The sequence below is a fragment of the Halobellus sp. GM3 genome, from assembly GCF_052545375.1.
The window spans coordinates 248,298-272,630 of the sequence record NZ_JBQWLT010000003.1; the positions used below are offsets into that span (position 1 = coordinate 248,298).

25 protein-coding genes, 1 tRNA gene and 1 pseudogene are annotated in these 24,333 nt (G+C 67.1%); 19 read left to right on the plus strand and 8 right to left on the minus strand.

What is annotated here, in order from left to right:
* The first annotated feature begins 2 nt into the window (after positions 1 to 2).
* From ACT3HL_RS06570 to ACT3HL_RS06590, 5 genes are all read left to right on the plus strand, one after another.
* Positions 3 to 1,919: a BCCT family transporter gene (locus tag ACT3HL_RS06570; protein WP_445086017.1), complete on the plus strand. Its 1,917-nt coding sequence runs from the start codon at positions 3 to 5 to the stop codon at positions 1,917 to 1,919.
* Positions 1,920 to 1,995: 76 nt separating this feature from the next.
* Positions 1,996 to 2,424: a VOC family protein gene (locus ACT3HL_RS06575; RefSeq protein ID WP_445086018.1), complete on the plus strand. Its 429-nt coding sequence runs from the start codon at positions 1,996 to 1,998 to the stop codon at positions 2,422 to 2,424.
* Between the two features lie 153 nt (positions 2,425 to 2,577).
* Positions 2,578 to 2,745, plus strand: coding sequence for a hypothetical protein (locus ACT3HL_RS06580; protein ID WP_445086019.1), 168 nt, complete (start codon positions 2,578 to 2,580; stop codon positions 2,743 to 2,745).
* Positions 2,746 to 2,881: 136 nt separating this feature from the next.
* Positions 2,882 to 3,115 (plus strand): hypothetical protein, encoded by a 234-nt coding sequence (locus ACT3HL_RS06585; protein ID WP_445086020.1) that lies wholly within the window; start codon positions 2,882 to 2,884, stop codon positions 3,113 to 3,115.
* Between the two features lie 216 nt (positions 3,116 to 3,331).
* Positions 3,332 to 3,517, plus strand: a complete 186-nt coding sequence (locus ACT3HL_RS06590; RefSeq protein ID WP_445086021.1) for a hypothetical protein — start codon at positions 3,332 to 3,334, stop codon at positions 3,515 to 3,517.
* Positions 3,518 to 3,591: 74 nt separating this feature from the next.
* Here the strand turns inward: ACT3HL_RS06590 and ACT3HL_RS06595 are convergent, their stop codons facing one another.
* Genes ACT3HL_RS06595 through ACT3HL_RS06615 form a run of 5 tightly spaced genes read right to left on the minus strand, consistent with a single transcriptional unit; the run spans position 3,592 to position 7,153 of the window.
* Entirely contained in the window at positions 3,592 to 4,275 is a 684-nt protein-coding gene (locus ACT3HL_RS06595) for a DUF7546 family protein (protein WP_445086022.1), read from the minus strand.
* Between the two features lie 60 nt (positions 4,276 to 4,335).
* Entirely contained in the window at positions 4,336 to 4,548 is a 213-nt protein-coding gene (locus tag ACT3HL_RS06600) for a CbaC protein (protein ID WP_445086023.1), read from the minus strand.
* Positions 4,548 to 6,353 carry a cbb3-type cytochrome c oxidase subunit I gene (locus ACT3HL_RS06605; RefSeq protein ID WP_445086024.1) on the minus strand — a complete coding sequence of 602 codons (1,806 nt, stop codon included), beginning with the start codon at positions 6,351 to 6,353 and terminating at the stop codon, positions 4,548 to 4,550. Before ACT3HL_RS06605 ends, ACT3HL_RS06600 begins: the two co-directional genes overlap by 1 nt.
* 1 nt (position 6,354) lies before the next feature.
* Positions 6,355 to 6,876 carry a cytochrome c oxidase subunit II gene (locus ACT3HL_RS06610; protein WP_445086025.1) on the minus strand — a complete coding sequence of 174 codons (522 nt, stop codon included), beginning with the start codon at positions 6,874 to 6,876 and terminating at the stop codon, positions 6,355 to 6,357.
* Positions 6,877 to 6,880: 4 nt separating this feature from the next.
* The gene (locus ACT3HL_RS06615; protein WP_445086026.1) at positions 6,881 to 7,153 is read right to left on the minus strand and encodes a ba3-type terminal oxidase subunit CbaD; all 273 of its coding nucleotides are present in this window, start codon (positions 7,151 to 7,153) and stop codon (positions 6,881 to 6,883) included.
* A 99-nt stretch (positions 7,154 to 7,252) separates the two neighbouring features.
* On the opposite strand from ACT3HL_RS06615, the gene ACT3HL_RS06620 reads away from it, so the two are divergent.
* From ACT3HL_RS06620 to ACT3HL_RS06655, 8 genes are all read left to right on the plus strand, one after another.
* Positions 7,253 to 7,471 carry a hypothetical protein gene (locus ACT3HL_RS06620; RefSeq protein ID WP_445086027.1) on the plus strand — a complete coding sequence of 73 codons (219 nt, stop codon included), beginning with the start codon at positions 7,253 to 7,255 and terminating at the stop codon, positions 7,469 to 7,471.
* Positions 7,472 to 7,477: 6 nt separating this feature from the next.
* Entirely contained in the window at positions 7,478 to 8,281 is an 804-nt protein-coding gene (locus tag ACT3HL_RS06625; RefSeq protein WP_445086028.1) for an urease accessory protein UreH domain-containing protein, read from the plus strand.
* 6 nt (positions 8,282 to 8,287) lie between these two features.
* Positions 8,288 to 10,864, plus strand: a complete 2,577-nt coding sequence (locus tag ACT3HL_RS06630; RefSeq protein WP_445086029.1) for a heavy metal translocating P-type ATPase — start codon at positions 8,288 to 8,290, stop codon at positions 10,862 to 10,864.
* 5 nt (positions 10,865 to 10,869) lie between these two features.
* On the plus strand, positions 10,870 to 11,475 hold the full coding sequence (locus ACT3HL_RS06635; protein WP_445086030.1) for a hypothetical protein: 606 nt from the start codon (positions 10,870 to 10,872) through the stop codon (positions 11,473 to 11,475).
* Between the two features lie 48 nt (positions 11,476 to 11,523).
* On the plus strand, positions 11,524 to 12,405 hold the full coding sequence (locus ACT3HL_RS06640) for a universal stress protein (protein WP_445086031.1): 882 nt from the start codon (positions 11,524 to 11,526) through the stop codon (positions 12,403 to 12,405).
* Positions 12,406 to 12,505: 100 nt separating this feature from the next.
* Positions 12,506 to 13,492, plus strand: coding sequence for a methyltransferase domain-containing protein (locus tag ACT3HL_RS06645; protein ID WP_445086032.1), 987 nt, complete (start codon positions 12,506 to 12,508; stop codon positions 13,490 to 13,492).
* A gap of 117 nt (positions 13,493 to 13,609) precedes the next feature.
* Positions 13,610 to 13,682, plus strand: a tRNA-Thr gene (locus ACT3HL_RS06650).
* A gap of 170 nt (positions 13,683 to 13,852) precedes the next feature.
* A complete protein-coding gene (locus ACT3HL_RS06655) occupies positions 13,853 to 15,016 on the plus strand; it encodes a PAS domain S-box protein (RefSeq protein ID WP_445086033.1) in 1,164 nt (387 codons plus the stop codon).
* Between the two features lie 176 nt (positions 15,017 to 15,192).
* Here the strand turns inward: ACT3HL_RS06655 and ACT3HL_RS06660 are convergent.
* Positions 15,193 to 15,405: pseudogene (locus tag ACT3HL_RS06660) on the minus strand (hypothetical protein); the annotation flags it as partial.
* Positions 15,406 to 15,512: 107 nt separating this feature from the next.
* Between ACT3HL_RS06660 and ACT3HL_RS06665 the strand changes: the two are divergent.
* Complete coding sequence (locus tag ACT3HL_RS06665) at positions 15,513 to 16,586, plus strand: hypothetical protein (RefSeq protein WP_445086034.1); 1,074 nt, start codon at positions 15,513 to 15,515, stop codon at positions 16,584 to 16,586.
* Position 16,587: 1 nt separating this feature from the next.
* On the opposite strand, the gene ACT3HL_RS06670 is transcribed toward ACT3HL_RS06665, so the two are convergent.
* Positions 16,588 to 17,946 (minus strand): DNA (cytosine-5-)-methyltransferase, encoded by a 1,359-nt coding sequence (locus tag ACT3HL_RS06670; RefSeq protein WP_445086035.1) that lies wholly within the window; start codon positions 17,944 to 17,946, stop codon positions 16,588 to 16,590.
* 115 nt (positions 17,947 to 18,061) lie between these two features.
* Between ACT3HL_RS06670 and ACT3HL_RS06675 the strand changes: the two genes are divergently transcribed.
* From ACT3HL_RS06675 to ACT3HL_RS06695, 5 genes are all read left to right on the plus strand, one after another.
* On the plus strand, positions 18,062 to 18,316 hold the full coding sequence (locus ACT3HL_RS06675; RefSeq protein ID WP_445086036.1) for a transcriptional regulator: 255 nt from the start codon (positions 18,062 to 18,064) through the stop codon (positions 18,314 to 18,316).
* Between the two features lie 375 nt (positions 18,317 to 18,691).
* Positions 18,692 to 20,632: a DUF4397 domain-containing protein gene (locus ACT3HL_RS06680; RefSeq protein WP_445086037.1), complete on the plus strand. Its 1,941-nt coding sequence runs from the start codon at positions 18,692 to 18,694 to the stop codon at positions 20,630 to 20,632.
* 255 nt (positions 20,633 to 20,887) lie between these two features.
* Positions 20,888 to 21,331, plus strand: a complete 444-nt coding sequence (gene trxA / locus ACT3HL_RS06685) for a thioredoxin (RefSeq protein ID WP_445086038.1) — start codon at positions 20,888 to 20,890, stop codon at positions 21,329 to 21,331.
* Positions 21,332 to 21,391: 60 nt separating this feature from the next.
* Entirely contained in the window at positions 21,392 to 22,378 is a 987-nt protein-coding gene (locus tag ACT3HL_RS06690; RefSeq protein ID WP_445086039.1) for a ribose 1,5-bisphosphate isomerase, read from the plus strand.
* A 96-nt stretch (positions 22,379 to 22,474) separates the two neighbouring features.
* The gene (locus ACT3HL_RS06695; protein WP_445086040.1) at positions 22,475 to 23,032 is read left to right on the plus strand and encodes a hypothetical protein; all 558 of its coding nucleotides are present in this window, start codon (positions 22,475 to 22,477) and stop codon (positions 23,030 to 23,032) included.
* 6 nt (positions 23,033 to 23,038) lie between these two features.
* Here the strand turns inward: ACT3HL_RS06695 and rbcL are convergent, their stop codons facing one another.
* Positions 23,039 to 24,331, minus strand: a complete 1,293-nt coding sequence (gene rbcL, locus ACT3HL_RS06700) for a type III ribulose-bisphosphate carboxylase (RefSeq protein ID WP_445086041.1) — start codon at positions 24,329 to 24,331, stop codon at positions 23,039 to 23,041.
* Positions 24,332 to 24,333 lie beyond the last annotated feature (2 nt).

A 24,333-nucleotide genomic window follows, 5' to 3' on the forward strand; every position in this document is an offset into this window, starting at 1 on the left:
TGATGACCCCGACGGACACCGGTGGCGGGGGCGGTGCGCTCGCGAGCGCGCTGCTGGCCGCCTTCGTCGGCTCGGGCGCGGTCGTCCTCGTGGGCTTTTTCTTCCCCGCGTTCGTCGGCGGCGCGCTCGGGGGCCAGACGTGGCTCGTGCTCTCGTTGGTCTTTTTCGGCTCCGGGCTCGGGTACCTCGCCGCGCTGCCGTACGAGCGGACCGCGTCGGCGGACGCCGCTCGATCCGCCGACGCCGCGCGGTCGCTGCTCCGCGTGCGCCGTGGCGGGCTCCGGCCGGTGCTCTCGGAGGCGATCGCCGCGCACGACCCGGTCGTCCTCGGGCTCCCGGTTCTCGTGTTCACGCTGTATTTCGGACTCCAGACGGTCGTCCCGCCCGCGACCACGGCGGCGGTCGAATCGCTCACGGGCGCCGTGCTCCGCGGGTTCGGCGTGCCGCTGCTCGGCATCGTGCTGCTGTCGGTGACCTACTGTGCGGCGCTGCTCCTCGGCCCGTGGGGCGACATCAAACTCGGCGGCGAGGACGTCGAGCCGACGTACACCTACCCGACGTACTTCGCACTGGTGTTCACCGCGGGGATCGCCGCCGGGATCGTCTTTTGGGGACCCGCGGAGGCGCTCTTTCACTACCGGCAACCGCCGCCGTACTTCGACGCCGCGCCGCAGTCGGAGGCCGCGATCGGGGCCGCGCTCACGTACGCGCTGTTTCACTGGGGCGTCTCGGCGTGGAGCGCGTACGCGGTCGTCGGCATCCCGATCGCGTACTTCGTCTTTCAGCGCGGGGCCCCGCTCCGCGTGTCGTCGATCCTGACGCCGTTTCTCGGCGTCGACGGGCTGGACTCGCCGTGGAGCCGACTGGTCGACACGCTCGCGGTGTTCGCGACGATCGGCGGCGTCGCAACCTCGATCGCGCTCGTCTCCCAGCAGTTCCTCGCCGGCGTCGAGTACCAGTGGGGCGTCCCGCCCGGCGAGGTCGGCCCCGTCCTCTTCGTCGGCGGGATGGCCGCGGTCTACGTGCTCTCGTCGGTGTCCGGGCTGCATCGGGGCATCCGGCGGATCGCGGGGCTCACCGTCGTCCTGTTCGGCCTGTTCGCCGTGGTTCTCGTCGCCGTCGGTCCCCGCGAGTTCGTCTTCGAGCGGGGCGCGAGCGCGCTCGGGAGCTACGCGCTGCACTTCGTCCCGATGAGCCTCTACGCCGGCGCTGACGGAGGGCTCGGAGCGGGGCTCGTCGTCGGCGGCTCGTGGGTGGCCGAGTGGACCGTCTGGAACTGGGTGTGGTGGTTCTCGTGGGCCCCGTTCGCCGGGATGTTTCTGGCCGCGCTCTCGCGGGGCCGCCGCCTTCGGACGGTCGTGTTCACCAGCGTCGGCGCCACGTCGGCGGCGACGGGCGTGTGGTTCCTCGTCTTCGGCGGGACGTCGCTGTCGATCCAGCACGCGGGCCGAGCGGACGTGTTGGCCGCCATCGCCGATCGGGGCGGCTCGGAGGCCGTCGCCGGCTTTCCCCTGCTGTCGGCGCTGCCGCTGTCGGAGCTGCTGTTGTTCCTGTTCTTGGCGCTCATCCTCGTGTTCATCGTGACCTCGGCCGACACGGCGACGCTCATCGCGTCGATACTCGCCTCGCGCCGCGGCGTCGCTCCCTCGAGCGGGAGCATCGTCCTGTGGGGCGGATTCCAGGCGGCGGTCGCGCTGGCCGTGATCCTCCTCGGCGGCGGCGAGACGCTCCAAGCGCTCGCCGTCCTCACGGGCGCGCCGTTCGCCGTCCTCGCCGTGCTCGCGATCGTCGGCCTCTCGCTCGCGTTCCACCGCGAGGAGCGCGGCGAGGGCCACACGTCGATCGTCCGTCGGGCGCTGCGCCGGCTGCCGGACATCCAGACGCACCACGACCTCGACCCGCCGGATCGCGAGCAGTGACGGGCCGGGGGGATCGACCGCGGCGACGAGGACCGGTCCGGTGGCTCTTTGTCGGGGGCGATCCGACGCCGAAGCGATGACCGAACTCACGGGCCACCACGTCGGCGTGACCGTCTCGGACCTCGACCGCGCGATCGCGTTCTACCGCGACACGCTGGGGCTCGACGTCCTGTCCCGCTTTTCCGTCGGCGGCGAGGCGTTCGCGACCGGCGTCGGTGTCGAAGGCGCGCGCGCGGACTTCGCCCACCTCGACGCCGGCGGCGTCCGCCTCGAACTCGTCGCCTACGAACCGGCGTCCGAGACCGACGCCAGGGAGGCGCCGCCCAGCCTGAACGAGCGCGGTGCGACGCACGTCGGCCTCGCTGTCGACGATGTCCGAGCGTGGTATGCGGCCCTCCCGGACGACGTCGAGACGCTGAGCGAACCGCAGACGACCGAGAGCGGCACGACGATCTGCTTCGTCCGCGACCCGGAGGGGAACCTCGTCGAGGTCCTCTCCGCGTAGGCGCGGATCGATCCGCGCCCAAGCATATTCGACACTGCGACACATTATCGAATTACATCTAACATAAATAGTGAAGAATAGGAGTGAGAATAAAAATGCCCGGACGAGTACTGACGAAGTCTCATATGCGCTCGACGCCTACGAAGTAGTACAATGGCAACCGCACGCAACTCCGAACCCAGTCGCATCGAATCCACTGAGAAGGACTTCTATCTGCCGGCGTCGTCGGTCTCGTCCGCGCTCGACACGGTCGAGTCGGTGCTCAGCAAGGTCATCGGCCGTCACGGCGTCGTGTTGATCCCGGATACCTACAACAAGTAGATCGATTCCCCCGGCTTCGCGGGGGCGCTCGACGAACCGCGTCGCAGCCGACAGCCGTCATCCCTCGGCTACGGTTCCCGGGATCTGGGAAGCGGATTCCCCTTATATGCCCCTTCGGGTCGTAGGTGTACTTGTTATGAGCCACTCCCGCCCCACACAGTCGGTCGTGATCGATCCGATCAAGATCGCCATCGGCGTCTTCGTCGTCCTCGGCGTCGTCCTGACGGCCGTCGCGGCCTACGCGCTGCTCGAGAGCCTCGCGGGCGGTATGGCGGCCCTCCCGCCTGAGCTCGCGATGACAGTCGTGTTCGGTGCGGCCCTTCTGGCGACCGGATTCGCCGCCCACCGGGCCGTTCCCGACCGTCGATAACGCCGTTCTCCGGCGCGGTGATCGAGTCGTGACCGTCCCGACAATGCCCCCCGTGACCACCCCGGCAACGGCCCGCCGTGATCGCCTCGACAACGCCCCCGTGACCGCGTCCACACTCCGTCGATAACGCCCGCCGTATTCTCGAATCGCGGTCGGAGTCCACTGCCGCCACAGCACAAGGCTTAGGTATTGGGATGTGATATCTACTAACACTCAATGTTCGCCGCAGACCCGCCGTTCCCCGAGTGTTGTGCCACCTGTCCGCACCGGAACTCGTTCAAGGCGTCGTGCACGCACGAACTCCGGCAGGCGGTCGTGCAGGAAGTCGATGAGGCGGAGCCCTGCCCGGTGTATCAAGACGAGAAGACGGACGCGATGCGCGAACTGGCGGACTCACTGTAGCGTTTGTAGGACCCCCTGTAGCGTTTGCGGGACTCCTCGCAGGTCTGTGCGTCCGCCCGCTGGCGGCTGCTCGATCACCGTTTGAGCGTCAGCCACAGCGCGGCGACGGTGAGAGCGAAGAGCGCGGTCGAGAGGTCGTAGGCGTACGGGCCGGTCGCGATGCCGAGGACCGACGCCGAGCCGGCGAGCGCCGAGGACGTCCCGCCGACGAGACCCGAGATCACCGCCGCGATCACCGGGCCGACGCAGCTCACGCACGTCACGAGCCCCACGAGCCCCGAGAGCACGCCGCCGGCCGCGCGGGCGACGCCAACGTACACGAGCGCCGCGAGCGCGACGTAGCCGACGGTCTCGTAGGGGACGAGCGCGAGCGACACCGGGCCGCTGACGAGGAGGACCGGTCCCCATCCGGGGAGCGCCGGGGCGAGGCTGACCGAGACGGCGCCCGTCCCGCGGCCGATCAGCCCGCTCGTCCACCCGAGGACGAGCAGATAGCCGACAGCGACGACCGCGGCCGCGCCAGACCGCCGATCCGTCGGCACCGGGAGGTCGACGCCGCGGACCGCCAACACCCCGAGGTTGATCCAGACGAAGGGGTACAGGACGTATCGGGGCGAGAGCACCGTCGTGTCGGTCGCGAGGGCATAGCCGACGACCAGTGCGACCTCGGCAGCGAGGAGTGCCGCGAAGATCCCGACGGTCCGCGCGGTCGGCAGGGCGCGTCCGTGTCGGGATCGAAGCGGGAGCGTACGTGTCATCGGTGGGTTCGGATTGGTGGGCGGGGCTTCTGGGCGTTCCTGAGACCGAGCGTGTCGCCGTCAGGGCGCTGCCGTCCCGCGGTCGTCGTCCGGCGAGAGCCGGCCGATGACGTAGACGGCAAACAGCGCCGCGAGCAGCAGCAGTTCGATGACGACCACGGCGACGAACGGCAGGTCGACGCCGAAGAAGCCGAGCACCGTCCGGAGCTCGACCGCGACCGGGACCGAAAACGCCGCGAGCAGCAGCAAGATCGCGGGCGAGAGCCGCCGCATCAGCGGCCGACCTCCCACAGCCGTTCGGCGGCGTCGGTGACGGGCAGGTCAGCGAGGGGCGCCGCCGACAGCGACTCCGCTCCCGACGCGAGCGCCTCCACGGCGGACTCGGCGAGCGCGTTCTGTGCGAGGACCATCGGGAAGCCGGGGCTACTGCCGAACAGCCCGGAGTTCGAGACGATGCTCGCGAGCGGCAGCGTGTACGCGAGCACGACGAGCACGACCGCGATAACGGTCCATAGCGCGAGGTTGTCGAGGACGAGCGGCGCGCCGCTCGACGGCGACAGCGGCTCCGGGATCCGGTCGTCGACGGGAGTGTCGACGCGGTCGTCCGCCCACGTCGCCGCGACGTTGAACAGGAAGATGACGACGCTGAGGAACAACAGGACGCCACCGAGGGCGATCTGCGCTCTGATCTCGCCGACGCTGCCGGCGGCGGCGACGAAGTCGAACTGCTGGTACTGGGGCTCGGCCGTCCGGCGCGGGATGCCGAGCAGGCCGCCCCGGTGCATCGCGTTGGACATAAAGACCATCCCGACGAACCAGAGGACGACCTGCAGGAGGCCGATCGGCCGGCTGTACACGGGCTTGCCAGTGAGCTGCGGCAGGAGCCAGTACGTCCCCGCCATCATCGTCAGCGCCACCGCGGTGCCGACGGTCATGTGGAAGTGCCCGGGGATCCACAGCGTGTTGTGGATGAGGTAGTTGATGTTCATCCCGGCGTTGATCATCCCCGAGAAGCCGCCGGCGGCGAACATCAGCCCGGCGAGGGCCATCCCGGTGAACGCGGGGTCGCGCCACGGGAGCGCGCCGAGCCACCGGAGATACCCCTCGCCGCCGCGCTGTCGCGCGCCGTGTTCGACGCTGGCGACGACCGTGAACGCCGTCAAGAGCGACGGCAACAGGAGGAACATCGTATTCGTCATCGCGATGAACTTGAAGCCCTCCGCGATGCCGGGGTCGAGGTACTGGTGGTGGATACCGACCGGCGTCGACAGCAGGACGAACAGCACGAACACGACGCGGGCGAGCGGGTCGCTGAACAGCCGGCCGCCCGAGAGCTTCGGGAGCACCGTGTACCACAGCAGGTACGCGGGCATCAGCCAGAAGTAGACGACGGGGTGGCCGAAGTACCAGAACAGCGTCCGCGTCAGGAGTGGGTTCACCGAATCGACGATCCCGAGCGACCACGGGATGAGAAAGAACACGACGGAGACGGCGACGCCGATCGTCGAGACGTACCACATAATCATCGTCGTCAGCACCATAAACGACTGCAGCGGGATGCGCTCGTCGGGGTGATCCCGCCGCCACTCGCGGTAGGCGAGGAACCAGTCCGCGCCGGCGATCCACGTGCCGACGATGAACATCGCGAGGCCGATGTAGAACACCGGGTGCGCCTGCATCGGGGCGTAGAAGGTGTAGAGGACGTCCGCGCTCATCGGGATCGAGGGGAACAGGCCCGCGAGAATGGCGACGGCGGCGAGCGTCGCGCCCGTCGTCATCAGCCCGAACCACGCCCACGTCAAGCGAATGTCTGGAAGCGAACGCTCGAAGCTCACCACGATGGCCCACGTGAACAGCCCGACGAGGAAGAAGATCGTGAACACGAGCGCGAGCAGGACGCCGTGTCCGGTCAGGAGCGTGTAGTAGTCCACCGAACTGAAGACGCGCAACACGTTCGTCCGGTGCAGCGCCTGAATCAGGCCGAAGAACGCCCCGATCCCGAGTGAGATGAACGACACTGCGAACGTTGCCTGTATGACCTTCGCCTCGTCCGGATATCTGTCGACGAACGTCGCCATCTCAGTTCACCGCCATACTCTCGTTCCACTCGCTCTGGGGAACGACTTCGATGCTCCCCTCCATCGCGTGGTGGGCGGCCCCGCAGTACTCGTGGCACAGCAGGCCGTAGCCGTCTTCGGTCGCGTCACCAAACTCGACGGTGATCGTCGCGACCTGTCCGGGAATGGCCATCGTGTTGGCGTTCGTCCCCACCACCTCGAAGCCGTGGGTGACGTCGCGCGACGTCACGTGGAACGTCACCCGCGAGTTGGCCGGCACGCGTATCGGCTCTTGGGTCCCGGGGACGAAGGCGAACTGCTGGGCGACGACGTAGACGTCGTACTCGTTCGGTCCGGACTGATACGTCCCCGGTTCACCGAACCGCGGGTGGTCGTCGAGCGACGCCGGATCGACCTGCCCGCCCTCGTCGTTGACCATCTCGATCCCGGCTCCGACCGCGCCGTAGGAGACGGTCGCGATGAAGCCGACGATGAGGAGCAGTGCGCCCGCGAGCCATATCTTCTCGTATCTGTGTATGTCCATCGTCTCACCCGATCACCGTGAGGTCGCCGCCGAGGAACTCGACGAAGTACATGAAGATCCACATCGCGCCGACGATCGCCATATAGATCGCGATGAGGACGAGCGTGCCGACGGGGTCGAAGTCGTCGTGGTCGATTCGCCTGACGATCCCGCCGCGCCCGGCGCCGATGACGAGCCCATCGGCGTCGACGGCGTCGGGGCCGGGATCGGCCAGTTCCTGTTCGGGCCCGGCGGGTACGTCGCCCCCGTTCGTCTCCGTTGTCGACTCGGCTGCCATACGCTCGCCTACCGGTGCAGCGTTCTTGAACGCGGCAACCAATTCCTATCCCGTGGGAATCGCCGAAATCCCGAATCTATCGCGTCGGCAACGGGGACTATGGAACTGACGCCACGACTCGCCGGACTGGTCGCGTTACTGGCGCTGTTACCGGTCGCCGCCTTCGGGATCTTCCGGACGTGGTGGGCGGGCGCGATCACCCTCGTCAACGTCGTCATCATCGCCGTGAGCCTGTACCTCCTGATGTCGCCGACAGAGTCGGACGAGCACGGCCACGCCGACGACGACGGCGTCCCTCCGAGCGACGAGGCGCTCTAGAGAGCCGTGTCCGCGCCAGCGATTTCGCTGTCGGCCGTCGGCGACCTCCCGTCATCGGGCGTCGAGGCCGGCGTCTTCCTCGTCATCGGCGCGCTCGGGGGCGCCCACTGTCTCGGGATGTGCGGACCGCTCGTGAGCGTCTACGCCGATCGGCTCCGAGCGACAGACGACAGCGACGTCGGCCTCTCGGTCCGGCAGGTCAGACAGCACGCCCTGTTCAACCTCGGACGAGCGGGCGGGTACGCCGTCGTCGGAGCCGTGCTCGCGACGATCGGGGCGCTCGCCGTGGGGGCGGCGGACGTGATCGTCGTCGGAAACGGGATCAGAGCGGTCGCGGGCGTGCTCGTGGGAGGGCTGATTATGTCGACCGGCGTCTCGTACCTCCGCGGCGGGGTCGGCGCGACGGTTCGTCTTCCCGGCGCGCTCTCGACCGCGTTCGCCCGCGTGAGCGCCGCGCTCACGAGCCGCGTCGACGCGCTCGTCGGCGACGCCCGGATCGCGGGGCTCGGCTTCGGACACGCCTTCCTCCCCTGTCCGATCACCTACCCCGCCTACCTCTACGCGCTCGTCATCGGCGACCCGCTCCGGGCGGCGTTCCTGCTGTCGCTGCTCGGACTCGGGACGTTCCCCACGCTGTTCGTCTACGGGACGGCGCTCGGGTCGCTGTCGAGCGGGCGTCGCCGGTCGCTGCATCGCGTGCTCGGCGCGGCGTTCCTCCTGCTCGGGTATCTCCCGTTCGCCCACGGGCTGATGCTCGTCGGGATCCACCTGCCGCATCCGATGATCCCGGTCTATCAACCGCTCGGGTGACGTCCGATGACCTGTTCGCTCTGTGACCTCCCGGTCCCGGATCCACCGGTCACCGACGACGACGTCGACGGCGCGTACTGCTGCCGCGGGTGTCTAGAAGTGGCCCGCGCGCTCGGCGGCCCCGAGGCGGCGGCCGACGCCGATATCGAAGCCGCGCTCGGCGACGCGAACGACACCGACGGGGGTGGAGGCGACGCCGCGACCGGGACCGGCTCGGTCGACGACGACCCCCCGGACGCCGAACAGACGTATCTCGCGGTCGACGGGATGCACTGTGCGACCTGCGAGACGTTCATCGAATCGACCGCCGCGAGCGACGACGGCGTCTACGCGGTCGAGGCGTCGTACGCGACGGATATGCTCTCTGTCACGTACGACCCCGAGCGGACCGACGTCGAGGCGTTCGGCGACCGACTCGGCCGCTACGGCTACGCGGTCTCGGATCCGGAGGCGACCGGCGAGGCCGAGCGGTCGGGGCTGGCGGCGTTTCTCATCGGCGGCGGCGTCTTCGGGATGATGGTGATGGTCTGGTACGCGCTGTTTCTGTACCCGACGTATCTCGGCTTCGAGCCGCTCGTCGACCTCGGCGGCTTCGACGGGCTCTACGTCCTCGGGAACGTCTGGGTGATGTCCTCTATCGTTCTCTTTTACACCGGCTATCCGCTGCTCCGCGGGGCGTACGTCAGCCTCCGGGCCGGCCAGCCGAACATGGACCTCCTGGTCGCGCTCGCGGCCGTCTCCGCGTACGTGTTCAGCATCGGCGCGGTGCTCGCCGGCCGCACGCACGTCTACTTCGACGTGAGCGTCGCAATCGTCCTCGTCGTCACCGTCGGGAACTACTACGAGGACCGGATCAAAGCGCGCGCGGCGAGCCGGCTGACGGACCTGACGAGCGCGCGGGTCGCGGACGCGACCCGGCTCGGGCCGGACGGAACGACCGAGGCGGTCGCCGTCGACGAACTGACGGCGGGCGATCACGTGCTCGTCCGCCCCGGCGAGCGGATCCCCGTCGACGGGGTCGTCGTCGAGGGGAGCGCGGCGGTCGACGAGTCGCTCGTCACCGGCGAGTCCCTCCCGGACCGGCGCGCCCCCGGCGACCGCGTCCTCGGCGGCACCGTCGTCACCGACGATCCCGTCACCGTCGAGGTCGGCGACGACGCCGCGAGCACGCTGGATCGGCTCGTCGAACTCCTCTGGGAGATCCAGTCCTCGCGGTCTGGCGTTCAACGCCTCGCGGACAAGCTCGCGACGGTCTTCGTCCCGCTCGTTCTCGCGCTCGCGACGCTGACGACCGCCGGACTCTTGGCGACGGGGACGCCGCCGGCCGAGTCCCTCCTCACGGGGCTGACCGTCCTCGTCGTCTCCTGCCCGTGCGCGCTCGGGCTGGCGACGCCGCTCGCGGTGGCCGCGGGCGTCCGCGATGCGGCCGACGCCGGCGTCGTCGTCGCCTCCGACTCGGTCTTCGAGGACGCCCCCGAGGCCGACGTCGTCGTCTTCGACAAGACCGGGACGCTGACGGACGGGCGGATGCGCGTCCTCGACGTGGTCCACGACGGCGGGGGCGGACGGGACGAACAGACCGACGAGGGCGGAACGGCGACGGAGCCAACAGGGCCGGACGGACACACCGCGCTCGAACTGGCCGCCGCGGTCGAGCGGTACAGCTCCCACCCGATCGCGACCGCCGTGGTCGAGGCCGCCCCCGACGCGCTTCCGACTGTGACGGACGCGGAGGCCCACGCGAAGGGCGTCTCCGGACGGGTGGGCGGCACCGAGGTCGTCGTCGGACATCCCGACCTCCTGCGCTCGGTGGGGCTCTCGATCCCCGATCGACTCGACGCGGACGCGGCGCGGATCCGGTCGGCCGGTCGGGTGCCGACGGTCGTCGGCTGGGGCGGCCGGGCGCGGGCCGTCATCGACGTTGGCGACGCGCCGCGGACCGCGTGGGAGTCCGTCGTCGCCGACCTCGGCGCGGCCCGCGAGGTCGTCGTGCTCACCGGCGACGGCGAGCGGGCCGCGGCGCGGTTCCGCGACCACCCGGCAGTCGGGGAGGTGTTCGCCGGCGTGCCGCCGGAGGCGAAAGCCGAGACCGTGTCGCGGCTTCGATCCCGCGGGACAGTCGCGATGGTCGGGGACGGCTCGAACGACGCGCCGGCGCTCGCCACCGCCGACGTGGGGATCGCACTCGGGTCCGGCACCGACCTCGCCGGGAGCGCGGCCGACGCCGTGATCGTCGAGCGAGGCCTCGAAGCCGTCCCGGCCGTCTTCGACGTCGCAGCGGGGACGCACCGCCGAATCCGGGAGAACCTCGCGTGGGCGTTCGTCTACAACCTCGTCGCCGTCCCGCTCGCGATCGCTGGCGTGCTCAATCCGCTCCTCGCGGCCCTCGCGATGGGCGCGAGCAGCCTCCTCGTCGTCGCCAACTCCTCGCGATCGATTCTGACGACCAGATCGACCGACTCCGGCGCGGGGGAGCGAGCCGACCCCGACACGGGGGAGCGCGCCGAACGCACGCGGAGTGACGCGGCGGCGGGCGCGGCCGAACCGGGAGCTACAAGTCCGGAGGCGCGAACGTCCGACTGACTGCGATGATCGACGATGGAGCACCCGTCGACGAGGACTTCGGGCCCGCGGTCGGAGACGGCACACGCCGCGGCCGCCCGGACGACGCCCGCACAGACGGCGACCCCCGGCGTCGGGGTACCGATCGACCGGACGATTCCTTCGGTGTCGATCTACCGGAGGATCCTTTCGACGTCGATCTACCGGACGGATGGTCCGCGGATACCCGGGAGGGAGCGACCGTCTACGAGAACGGCGAGAGCGACCGGCGCGTCCGGATCGCCGAGTTCTCGAAGGGGCTGTCGCTGTACTGGTGGGTCGACGTCTACGCGCCCGAAGAGTCCGCGGGTGTGACTGGCGGCGCCGCGACCGAGGGCGACAGATCGGCAACCGGAGACGGCGGAGACGGTGGAATCGACGGGGACGGCCCAAGCGCCGACGGCGACGACGGGTGGCGACGTCTGGAGGTCGGCCTCGGCGACAGCTTCACCGACCCGAACGCGGCCGCGTCCGCCGTGGAGGCGTACCTCGCCGACGCCGCTTCCGGCGGTCACAGAGACAGCGGAGAGCCCGCCGACAGAAACGGCCTCACCGACACCGGCGGGGCGTTCGTCGATGCCGGTAGCGAGTGACCCCGCGTCGGGGCCGGGTTTTTCTCCACGCGCCGCCAACCCCGCCGTATGACCCACGACGCCGTCGGACATATCCGTCGGATTCTGGTGCCGGTAGACGGAAGCGAGAGCGCGGACTCGGCGCTCGATCACGCGATCACGCTCGCCGGGGCGCTGGACGCCGAGGTCCACCTCGTCGCGGTCGTCGATCCGTACGGGCTCTCGACTGTCACCGAGCGCCGCGAGGTCGAGGACGAACTGGAGGCCGTCGTCGCGAGCGCCGCAGAGCGCGTGCGCGAGGCCGGCGTGTCGGTCGAGACGGCGGTCGAGGCGGGGTTCCCCCACAAGGAGATCCTGCGGGCCGTCGCCGAGCGGTCGATCGACATGATCGCGATGGGGACCCACGGGCGCCGGGGGCTCGACCGCTACGTCCTCGGGAGCGTCGCCGAGAAGGTCGTCCGCCTCTCACCGGTTCCCGTGCTCACGGCCCGGGTCGGCGCGACCGGCGAACGCCCCTACCGCGAGATCGTCGTCCCGACCGACGGCAGCGACGCCGCGGCCCCGGCGGAGCGATTGGGCGTCGACCTCGCGGGTCGGTTCGACGCCGTGGTCCACGCGCTCTCCGTCGTCCCCGACCGGCGCTTCCGGACGAGCGAGACCGACAGCGCCTACGAGGAGGCCGCCCAGTCGGCGGTCGACCGCGTCGGTGAGTGCGGCGCGCGTATCGGTGTCGAGACCGACGGGGCCGTCGAACACGGCGTGCCGCACCGAGCGATCCTCGACCACTGCGAGGCGGCGGGCGCGGACCTCGTCGTCCTCGGAACGCACGGCCGCACCGGAGTCGAGCGGTTCGTTCTCGGGAGCGTCGCCGAGAAGGTGGTCCGCCTCTCGGAGACGCCGGTGCTCGTCGTTCCAGCGAGCGGCGCCGAGCGAGCGCCGGCGGACGAGTGAGTAGCGCCGGGGGGGCAGCGTCTCGCGGGCGCGAGCAACGAGCCCCGGCCGAGCGCCGAGAAACGTCACGCTTACTCCGGTCGCTCGCCCACCTCGGGTAATGACCGGCTCCTGCGTCCGCGTTCCGACGAGCGAGGGCGAAGCGACTCGCCAAGTGCTCGCAGAGCGCGACCTCCTCGATCACGGCCGCGAGATCACGGTCGAGTCGGGAACGCTCTACATCCCCGTGACCGACGCGTCGGCGGTCCCGCCCGCGTACGACGTCGTCGAGCGCGACGTTCCCGAGCGGGAGACGCAGACGACGCCGGCGGACGTCCTCGGCTTCGAGCCCTCCTACGAACGGCTCGGCGACGTGGTCATCCTCGACGAGGACGACGAGGCGCGCGCCCGCCGGATCGCCGAGGCCGTCGTCGAGTCGGACCTCCGCGTTCGGACGGTCGTAAACCGCGCCTCGAAGGTCAAAGGCGAACTCAGGGTTCGCGAGTGGGACGTCCTCGTCGGCGACTCGACCGAGACTGTCCACCGCGAGTACGGCCACGAGTTCCGCCTCGACATCGCCCAGGTGTACTTCTCGCCGCGGCTCGCCACCGAGCGCCACCGCGTCGTCTCGCAGGTCGACGCGGGCGAGCGGGTGATCGATATGTTCGCCGGCGTGGGCCCGTTCGCCGTCCCGATGGCCGACCGCGGGGCGGAGGTCCTCGCCTGCGATCTCAACTCCGCGGCCGTCGAGTACCTGAGGGAAAACGCCCGCCGCAACGGCGTCGAAGACCGGCTGACCGCGGTCAACGCCGACGTCCGCGACCTCGCCGACGAGTACGCGAACTGGGCGGACCGGCTGGTGATGAACCTCCCCCACAGCGCCGGCGCGTTCCTCGAGACCGCCGTCGCGCTCGCGAGCGAGGAGTGCGTGCTCCACTACTACGACATCCAGCACGAGGACGACCCGTTCGGCCCCGGCGAGCGCGCGATCCGCGAGGCCGCCGGCGCCGACTACGACGTCGCGGTCGAGACCGAACGGGTCGTCCGATCGTACGCTCCCCACGAGTACAACGTGTGTCTCGACGTTCGACTGACGGCCGCCGAGTGACCGGACTCCGATCCCGTGTGGCCTCGGACGAACCGTCGCAGTCAGTGACCGACTGCGGGTGATTCGGAAGCCTTTTCTTATTCATCGCAGTACGGTCGAGTGCGTCAGGACGACGGCGCCGGTGTAGCTCAGCTGGCAGAGCGATTCCTTCGTAAGGAATAGGCCGAGGGTTCAAATCCCTCCACCGGCTCTGAGACGAAATTTTACGGCGGCTGAAGCGACTCGCTGAAGACGGCCTTCTTGAGCCATACCCAAATGGTGCTGAATACAATGCGCGTCTCTCGCAGACTCGTTTTTGTTGAACCGGATATGTATGCCAAAATCTAACACACTTAAATTAGGTCAACGGTATAACCCTGTATGGGAGAGGCGATACGCGAGACAAGGAGCACGGTTCGTGTTCTTCACGTGGACGACGAGCCGGGGTGGGCAGACCTTGCCGCGACGTTTCTCGAACGTGAGGACAAGCGATTCGAGACCGAGACCGCCACAAGTGCCAACAAGGGCCTTGAACGTCTCAGCGACACCGAGTTCGATTGTATCGTCTCCGACTATGATATGCCCGGCCAGAGCGGCATCGAGTTCCTCGAAGCCGTCCGAGAAGACTACCCCGAACTCCCGTTTATTTTATACACGGGAAAGGGATCGGAAGAAATCGCCGCCGATGCAATTTCGGCGGGCGTCACCGACTACCTGCAAAAAGAAAGCGGAACGAGCCAGTATGCAGTCTTGGCCAACCGGATCGCAAACACAGTCAGTCAGTACCGCTCTCAACGACAGATAGAGGAAAGCCAAAAGCGGCTCTCACTGTTCATCGAGCAATCGCCCCTCGGCGTCATCGAGTGGAACGGTGATTTCGAGGTCAAGATGGTCAACAACGTCGCCGAGGAAATCCTCGGATACGCCGAAGCGGAACTCCGTGGGCAATCGTGGGGGTCTATTGTTCCGGAGCCCGATCGCGAAGCGGTCGGGGAGGTGGTCTCTAAACTTCTGACGGTTAAAGGTGGTCACCACAGCATCAACAAGAACGTCCGGAAGAACGGCGATCGCATCATGTGTGAATGGCACAACCGCGTCGTCACCGACAACGACGGCGACGTGGTCGCCATCTTTTCTCAGTTTCAGAACATAAGCGAACGTCAGGAATACAAACAGCAGTTGGAAGCCGCTTTGGACAACCACCCTGGCTGGGTCTATCGCCACCTGTATGCGGAAGGGTGGCCACTGGAGTACGTCAAAGGGAACCCTCAATCCGTGACCGGATACACGGCGGCTGAACTGGAAGAGATGCTGCACGCTGAGAAAATCATCCATCCTGACGATCAAGAGCACGTGTGGGACGATGTACAGACCGGGCTCGAAGCGAACGAGGAGTATGATCTCACATACCGGATCGTCACGAAAGACGACGAAATTCGCTGGGTCCGCGATATCGGTCGGATCATAGAAGATCCCGTTACCGGTGAATCGAAGCTCGAAGGGTTCATTATCGACGTCACCGAGCGCCGCAACCGGGAACGGTAGGCCTAGGGAGGAATGAACACTCCTCCAGCAAGCGGTGGACGCGCTCAGCGATGTTGTTACATCATTGGACCTGACGGCTCAAACGGCGGGGCACCCCTCCGGCGTGGGTGACAGCTTGTGATGCTCCCCGATAAATCAAAAAAGAGCCCGCTTATCGGACCGAATCGAGTCGGTCCCTACCGATTCGACAGCTCATCGTACTTCTCCAGCACAAGCGCGAAGTACTCGTCGGTCATCCGCCGCGGATGCTGCACGTGGTGGAAGTCGTCGAGGACGAACGTCGTCTGCTCGCGCTCCAGCCCGTAAGCGTGGAGCGCGGCCGCGTCCAGTTCCGCCTGTACGCGCTCACGCTCGTCAGGATCGGTCGCGGACTTGATTCCGCCCAGTCGCGCATCTCCTCGAATTCTCCGGGCGGTGTACTCTCCTCGTGTCGTATTCAAATTGTGTTTAAAATGTAATTGATTCTCATTGCACCTCTTTTGTTCGTTCTTACTGAATGGCGGAATATTCCGGCGACCCCTCCGATTTCAAGGTGTACTGGTTTTCACGCGATCTCGTCGCCGCCAGCTTCGGTGGCTACGCCACGAAGGAAGTGGATACTCTCAAACGACTCTCCGCTCATCTCGCTCGAGAACTGGACAAAGACAGACCGCTGACTGATTCGGACGTCGCGCTCGAAACGCAGCATATCGAGGACACCATCACTGGCTCCGTCTCTCGGGAGTACGGGGACGACATCTCGAAGCGGTACCGACAGACGGAGGACTTAGTCGAGCGGATCCTCAGACGGATCGAAGAGCCCGACGACCTCCGTGAGTTCGGGATCGCGATCGACGCCGTCGTCCGGACCAGCGAGGTTCTCGATATAGCCCCCAGTTTCGGTGCGTCGCAGATCGTCGAGATCGTCGACGAGACGCTCGAAAACGAATCCGGTGCGCTCGATCCCGCTGCGGCCTACGACGCGCTGTTCAATGTGGACTTCGAGGGCGAAGCGTATCAGCTGGGCGCACAGCGGGAACCACTCATCGACTACGTCCACGAGAAGATGCGGGAGCTTCGATCCGACCCGTACGTCTCTGAAACGGAGGTCGCGCGGATCGTCTCCGGAATCGTCCAGGAGTACGAGCGCCGCGCGGGGCAAAGTAGGGCCTCTACGGCAGGTAATGTCCTTGAAACGGCACTCCAGCACATTTTCGATCGGTTCGATATTCCCGCGACAGGCACACCCGAGCATTTCGGCGACATCGAGATCGACAATGTGGTCGACGGACCGGACGGAAGTATCGGGTTCTCCTGCAAGCGCACGCTCCGGGAACGCTTCCGACAGAGCCTCTCTCGGGAGGCCGAAATCGGCGTCGACGAGGTCTGGTTCGTCTCGCTCCTGATGGCGGACGTCTCCCGGGAGAAGCTGCGGGACATCGGTAACGACGGCGGTCGGATCTACGTCCCGCGTGACTCCTTCGTCTGGGACCGATACAGGGATGACGAGGGACTCTCGTACGCGCTCCGCCCTGCGGATGAGTTTATTCGGGACGTCGCTTCCTTCGCCGGCGTTCCCGCTCCCCGCTGACTCAATCTGCCTTCTGCGGCTCTTCGCTGTGAACCGGCTGATTGAAGATCTCCGATCGAACTGCGGTCCCGATCGCCTGCGCCAAGAGCGGCGGGACGGCGTTTCCGACCTGTTTGAACGCGTGCGTTCGCGACACCGGGAACTCGAAGGTGTCCTTGAATGATTGGAGCCTCGCGGCCTCACGGACGGTGATCGAACGGGCTTCGTTCGGGTGGATGAACATGTGACCGTCCTTGTAGAGGTGCGCGACGATCGTCGTCGAGGGCTCCTTCGGGTTCTGTTTCTTCAGCTTGTCCGGGAAGATGTCCGTCCGGTACGGCTGGTGTTCCTCGGGGATATCTCCGATGATGTACGACGTGCCCTCCCCGAGGAGCTTATACAGCGTCAGATCGCGCATATTGTGCCCCCGACACTCGTGGTTCAACAGCGGCTGATCCTCCCAGTCCTGTTCCTCGTCGAGATCGCGAGCCCAGTACTGGTATTCCGAAACGGGACCGAGCTCGTGTTCCTCCGCTTTTGTCGGCGGTGTGTCCCCCGCGGGGGACACGGGCGGGAGATCGAGAATCGCGTCGGCCACGGTATTCCACGGCTTCTTGTTGCGACGGTTCTTGTAGAACGTCGGGAATCGCTCCTCCGTTCGGTCGTCGACGAATCCGTCGAGCGTATGCTGATCCTCCGCTGAACGCTTCGAGGGGTCTTCTCTGTACTTGATGTGCTTCTCGTTCTCGTTCTTCGGAGCCCGGTGGGTGGTCCATTGCTCCATATCCGGATTTTCCTCGCCGATCCGGTTTCCGATGAAGAAGAGGCGCTTTCGGTGCTGCGGAACGCCGTAGTCGGCTGCGTCGAGCAACTGCACGCGGACGCGGTACTCCAGATCGAGATCGAGATCCGCCACCGCTCTCTCACCCCGCATCTGCTCTTTGATCGTCTGGACAACGGGCACCCCGTCTTCGTTTTCCGCCGAGAGCATTCCCTCGACGTTCTCCATCACGAACGCCTTCGGCTGGTAGTGATCGACGAACCGGAGGAACTCCTCGTAGAGAAGGTGCCGCTCGTCTGTCTGATTATCTCTCCCTTCGAGCGAGTTGATCTTACTTCGACCCACGAGAGAGAACGTCGGACAGGGCGGTCCGCCGGCGACAAGGTCTAATTCGCCTTCTCCGAGGCTCAGTTCGGGTGGCTCCTGCTCACGGATGTCCCCGACCGTCATTTCGCAACCGTGGTTCGACTCGTATGTCGGCTTGGTCTTCGCTTCGTGATCGATCGCCCATAATACCTCAAACCCCGCGTCGTTCAACCCCTGAGAGAGCCCACCAGCCCCACAAAATAAGTCGATAGCGGTTAGCTTCCCCTCGCTCATTTCATTAGTGAACGTACCGGGGGTCGTTTAAATTTCCCATTGCTCATCATATGTCTATCTTGTGTATAAGTTGTAATCAAGATAAATACTGCGCTGTCGTCAACGCTTCGATCGAATGGACATTGAGGAATACTCGTGGGTCAAGGCAAGTGATTACCGCGAAAACATTCTGCTGGCCCTCGAAGAGAAGCCTCGGACCCCCAAAGAACTCGCTGAAATGACGGAATACTACCTCAGTCACGTGAGCAATGTTCTCTCCGATCTGAACGACCACGATCTCGCTGAGTGCATCACGCCAGATCGACGAAAAGGCCGTCTCTGGGCTGCGACCGACAAGGGTCGAGGGATAATTGAAGATCTAAAGAGGTAATTCCGAGCTGGATTCTTCTCCGATCCGATATGCCTCGGTTGTCGTGACCTCCGTCTCGAACGCGGCGAAGTCGAGTGCCGCTTCCGGCGTAAGCCGAGCGTACACGCGTCTCCGCAGACCTTACCCGGCGGACGGGCTGCACACGGATCGACCGACCGGGAAAAGGTGTCGAATTCACCCCGGCTTACTCCTGGATAGCGTCCCGTTAGCCCTCTGGGTGTACAGAAATCCAAGATTCATAAGAGGTATGACCCATCAAAACTACTATTTTAATATCGGATACAGGGCCGCTGAAAACGGTTCATTCGGTACTTTCGGCTTATCCACTGGAGGCGGTTATTAACAAATGTGGTCGCCACCCTGTCACTATCTGCGATGAGAAAAGCGAACACCACACGACGGCGAGTGCTACAGGGTGCCGGCGCGGTCGGCATCGCGAGCCTTGCGACAACGACAATCAGCGCACAGGAGGACGACACGGCCGACGGCGAGACTAGCGCGGTTAGAGTCGCCCACGCGTCCCCGGACGCGCCGGACGTCGACATCTACCTGAGCAGCGCGGACGGTGACGATGCGGGCGGCGACGGAGCCGAGGCCACCGGCGACACCGAAACGGAGGCGGTCGCCGAGAGCGCGAACGGTACCGAGACCGCGAACGGCGACGCCGGAGTCGGCGGCGAACCCGCGGCCGAGTCGCAGACAGAGGGGGGATCGAGCGTCAGCGGGACGCCCGCGATCGAGGGTCTCGGATTCGGCGACGTGAGCGGGTACGCCGAAGTCGATCCCGGGACGTATCTGGTGCAGGTCGTCTCCGCGGGCGGCGGGCTGCTCGAAGGCTCCATCGAGGAGCTGTACGGCGGCGAGAACGGCGGTGAGACCGACGGCGAGACGGTTCTGCTCGAAGACGAGGTCACCGTCGAGGAGGGCACGACGTACACTGTCGTCGCCTTCGGCGAGGCGGCCCGCGGGGCGTCCTCTGCGGGCGGTGTCGAGCTGGGCGACGAAGCCGCCGGCGACGAATCCTCAGCCGGGGAGGAAACAGACGGCGGCGTCGCGGGCAACGAAACGGGCGACGGCATCGGTGCCAACGAGTCCGATACCGGTCTCGGCGAAGACACAAACGAGTCTGACACCGGTCTCGGTGCCAACGAGACCGACGGGGCGGGAGACGCCGAAACGGAAACGGACGGATTGGACGAGGCGGACGCCGGCGAGACGGGGGAGAGCGACCAGCTCGTCTCCGAGTTGGCCTTCGGCGAATACGAGACCGTCGAGGTCGACGCTGGCGACTACACGCTCTCCTTCGAGCGGGCCACGGGCGCCGGACCGGACACCGACGACGGTGACGGCCTCGGGGACAGTGATGCCGGTGACGGCCTCGGGGACAGTGATGCCGGTGACGGCCTCGGGGACAGCGAGGCCAACGGCACCGAGAACGGTGGGACGGACGGCCTCGGCGACGGCGAGACAGACGGCCTCGGCGACGGCGAGACAGACGGCCTCGGCGACGTCGAAACGAACGGCACCGCGAACGGAGAGGCGGCCGACGAGCAGGTCGCCCAAGACGGTACCGAACAGGACAGCGAGTCGACGCGCGGCTTCCAGGCCACGGTCCTAGTCGACGACATCTCCGATCCCGGCGATGAACGCGCCCGATTGCGCGTGTTTCACTCCGTGCCGGACGCGGACGCGATAAGCATCTCTCGGACGACGGCCGGCGCGGGCGCCGATACCGAAACGGAGACGCCGATGGCCGAGGCCGATGGCGGCGTCACGACAGCGGAGGCCGACAGCGAGGCCGGTACCGAAGGGACGGACGCCGGACCCGCCCCCGAGGGCGACGGAACGGAAGACCTCGAAGACGGCGGTATCGACCAGCAGGAACCCCCGGCCGACGCTGCCGACGACGGGGAAGAAAGCGCCCGTCAGGCCGAGCTATCGGCCGAGGGCAACGCCGTCTACAGCGGTTTCGCGATGGGGTACTTCGAGCCGCCGGCCGGCGACCTGCCGGAAGCGGGGGACGAAGGTGGAAATATGACGGATGACAGCGGAATGACCGACGACGGTAATCTGACGGCCGAAGACGGAATCGCAGGGAATGAAAGCGACCCGAGCGCGGGCGAGGACGCAGGCGATACTGGCGCGGGCGATGATGGTGGGAGCAACGGAGAGGGCGTCGACGACGGAGAGGGCGTCGACGACGGAGAGGGCGTCGACGACGGAGAGGGCGTCGACGACGAGTTCCGGTTCGTCACTGTCGAGGACGCCCTGAACGGCGAACGATCCGAGGGCGGCACCGACGGCCTCCTCGACTGAGACAGCCCGCCAGCTATCGGAGCGTTTGCGACTGCTTGCGCGGCCGATCGCACGACAGCGTGTGACGGTCTGCAAACGCTGCGGTGCCGTCGGCGGCGGGGACGAGTGGACTGGTCGAATCTGTCGCGGGTGAGAATCCCCGCGTAACCGTCTGTCTCCCATTTTCGGCCCAGCGCTCTGCCGGCACTCTCTGCACAATTATATTGTTCAAATCTTGCAAAACTGTTTTATTGTCCGCACCCGTACCGAGGAGTGATGAGCGAAACCCAGACCGAGGACGAGATCGACGAGATCCGCGAGAAAAAGCGCCGGGAGCTGGCGTCCCAGCTCAGCGAGGAGGACCCAAGTGCCGACGCAGAAGACAGCGGGTCCGATACCGCTCCCGAGGAACCGATCTACGTGAACGGCGCACCGGAGCTGCAGGATGCCGTGTCGACGTACGATGTCGTCCTCGTCGACTTCTACGCGGACTGGTGTGGTCCGTGCAAGATGCTCGAACCGACGGTGCAGTCGCTGGCGGCTAGCACCGACGCCGCCGTGGCGAAAGTGGACATCGATCAGAACCAACAGCTCGCCCAGCAGTATCAGGTCCGCGGCGTTCCGACGCTGCTGCTCTTCAGCGACGGCGAGCCCGTCGAACAGGTCGTCGGCGTGCGCGACGAGTCGTCGCTCCGCTCGCTGATCGAGCAGTACGCGTAACGGCGGTTCGGCGAGGTCGATCGGGGGCGCGTTTTTCAGCGAGCGCGGAGAAGTACCGCTATGAGCGATAGCGATCCCCGAACCGACGCGGCGGCCGACGGCGCAGTGGTGGAGGCGGTCCACCGCACCGCCGAGGACATCGGATCGATGGAGATCCGCGGCGCGGCGACCATCGCCGACGCCGCGGCGCGGGCGCTCGGCACACAGGCGGCCGAGAGCGAGGCCGATTCGCCGGACGCGTTCCGGGCGGAGCTCCGCGCGGCCGCCCGCGTGCTCCACGACACCCGTCCGACGGCGGTCAGCCTGCCGAACGCGCTCCGGTACGTCTTCCGCGACGTGGAGGGCGGCAACGTCGAACGACTGCGGGCGAGCGTCCGCGCGAGCGTCTCGGAGTTCTGCGATCGGCTCGACACCGCCCAGAACGACCTCGGCCGCGTCGGGGCGAACCGGCTCCGCGACGGCGACACGATCATGACGCACTGCCACTCGACGGACGCGCTCGCCTGCGTCGAGACCGCCGTCGAGCAGGGGAAGTCGCTCTCGGCGTTCGTCAAGGAGACGCGTCCCCGGAACCAAGGCCACATCACCGCCGAGGCCCTCGCGGAGATGGGCGTCGACGTGACGCTCATCGTCGACTCCGCGGCGCGGCGGTACCTCAACGACGTCGACCACGTCCTCGTCGGCGCCGACAGCATCGCCGCCGACGGTTCCGTCATCAACAAGATCGGAACGAGCGGGCTGGCGGTCAACGCCCGCGATCGCGGGACGCCGATCGTCTGCGCCGCACAGACGATCAAGCTTCACCCCGACACGCTCACGGGCCACACCGTCGATATCGAGATGCGAGACGAGCGGGAGGTGATCGACGACGAGACCGCCGACGGGATCGGATCACCGACGGTACTGAACCCCGCGTTCGACGTGACGCCGCCGCGGTACGTCGACGCGATCGTCACCGAGCGCGGGCAGTTCCCGCCCGAGAGCATCGTCACGCTGATGCGCGAGCTGTTCGGCGAGGGGACGAGCGAGCCGTGGGCGGAGGCGTAGACAGAGCCCGTCGCGACGGGGGGCAAGCCCCGGAGCGTGAACCGTCGTCGACGCGCCACAGAAGAGTTTTACCGACGCACCGGCGACCTGCGGTCGATGGCGACAGCCCCGCACCTCTCTCCGAAACTCGTCGTCGGGATCGGCTCGCTCCTCCTCGCGCTCGTCGCGACGCGGGCGACGATGCGGACTGCCGGCTACCCCGACGACCGAGCGATCCGATCGTGGCCGACGACGCTCGGGGGGCGGCTCCGCCGTGAGATACCACGGGGTGATCACCTGACCGCCGCGTGGGTCGCGATCGCGGTCTGGTCGGTCGCCGTGTCGGGGCTCCACTTCGGCGGCGTCTACTACAACGTCTACACCGATCTCCCGTGGTGGGACCTCCTCACGCACGCGATGGGGGGTCTGGGCGTCGCCGCGGCCCTCGGTTTCACGTTCCGCGAGGCGACGCTCCGATCAGCGCTCTGGCTCGTGCCGGCCGTGCTCGCGATCGGCGCCGGTTTCGAGGTCTACGAGTTCGTGTTCAAGACCTTCTGGTACCACTGGTCGCTCGAGTTCTACGTCGTCGACACGCTCATCGACCTCGCGGTGAACACGAGCGGCGCGGTCGTTTTCGTCGCCGCGGCCGCGCTCTACCGGCGTCGGCGCGGCTGATCCCGGCTATCGCGGCGTCTCCGTTCCCCACTTCTCGATCGCGGTCCGGAGCGCCGGGCTCTCCTCGGCTTTCGATTCGATCGAGCGCCCCTCGGCGTAGCCGTCGACGGCCGCGCGGAGCGCCTTCGATCCCTCGTGCGTCCCGTCGGGGTGGCCGTGGATGCCGCCGCCGGCCTGCACGCAGACGTTGGTGCCGGTGGCGTCCAACAGGTCCGGAACGAGGCCGGGGTGGAGGCCGCCGGAGGCGACCGGGAGAACGTCGCGGAGGCCGTGGAGGTCACCGCGGAGCCACGCGTTGATGCCGACGGTGTCCTCGTTCGCGAGCTTTCCGAGGCCCGCGGTGCCGGTGTGGAGCTGGTCCACGCCGACGAGCCGAGAGATCTGCGCGAGCACCCGCATCGAGACGCCGTGCTCCGGCAGGCGGTCGAACGCGGCGTGCATCGCGCGGTGGGCGTGGATCGCCAGTCCCAGCTCCTCGCAGCGCTCGCGAACCGTCTGCACCGCGGCCCAGCCGGTCGTGATGACGTCGACCATCACGTACTCACAGCCCTCCGCGGCCACCTGATCGACGCGTTCGAGCATCTCGTTCGTGCCCGCGGTGACGTTGATCAGATACGACTTCGGCTCGCCGGTCTCGTCGGCGGCGCGATCGCGCTGTGCGAGGCTCTCGACGAGGCGGTCGTGGAAAGGGTTGAAGTCCTGATCCGAGAGGTTCTCGTCGTCCTTCAGGAGGTCGACGCCGCCGGTCCACGCCTCGTAGCCGACCTCGGCGTGCCGCTCGGTCGAGAGCCCGACCTTGGGCTTGGGGACCGTCGCGAGGATCGGCCGGTCCTCGACGCCGAATATCTCTCGACGTACCGAGGAGCCGAACTGCGGCCCCGAAAACGAGGTCGCGAGGCCCTCCGGCCACTCGCAGTCGGTCAGCCGGATCGTGTCGACCGCCTTCATCCCCATTATGTTGCCGGCGATACACGAGAGGATCTGCGGCATACTCCCGGGCTCGAACAGCCCCGCCGGGTAGGCGACTTTGACCGTCGCGGCGTCGCTATCTGGATCGCTGCCGCCGACATTCCCGCCGTATTCGGCGTCGATGTCGAACGCGGTCGCACCCATGTCGGTGAACCCCTCGCCCGTCGGCAGCGCCGCCCACGTCCCGTTCGACGACTCGGAGGCGACGCGCGAGGCCGCGCCCTCGACGTCCATCCCGTCTGCGGGATCGATCCGAAACGTGCAGACGAGCTCGGAGTCGGCGGGTTCGTACGACAGGTCGATGAAGTCCTCGTAGGTAATGCCGGCCATAC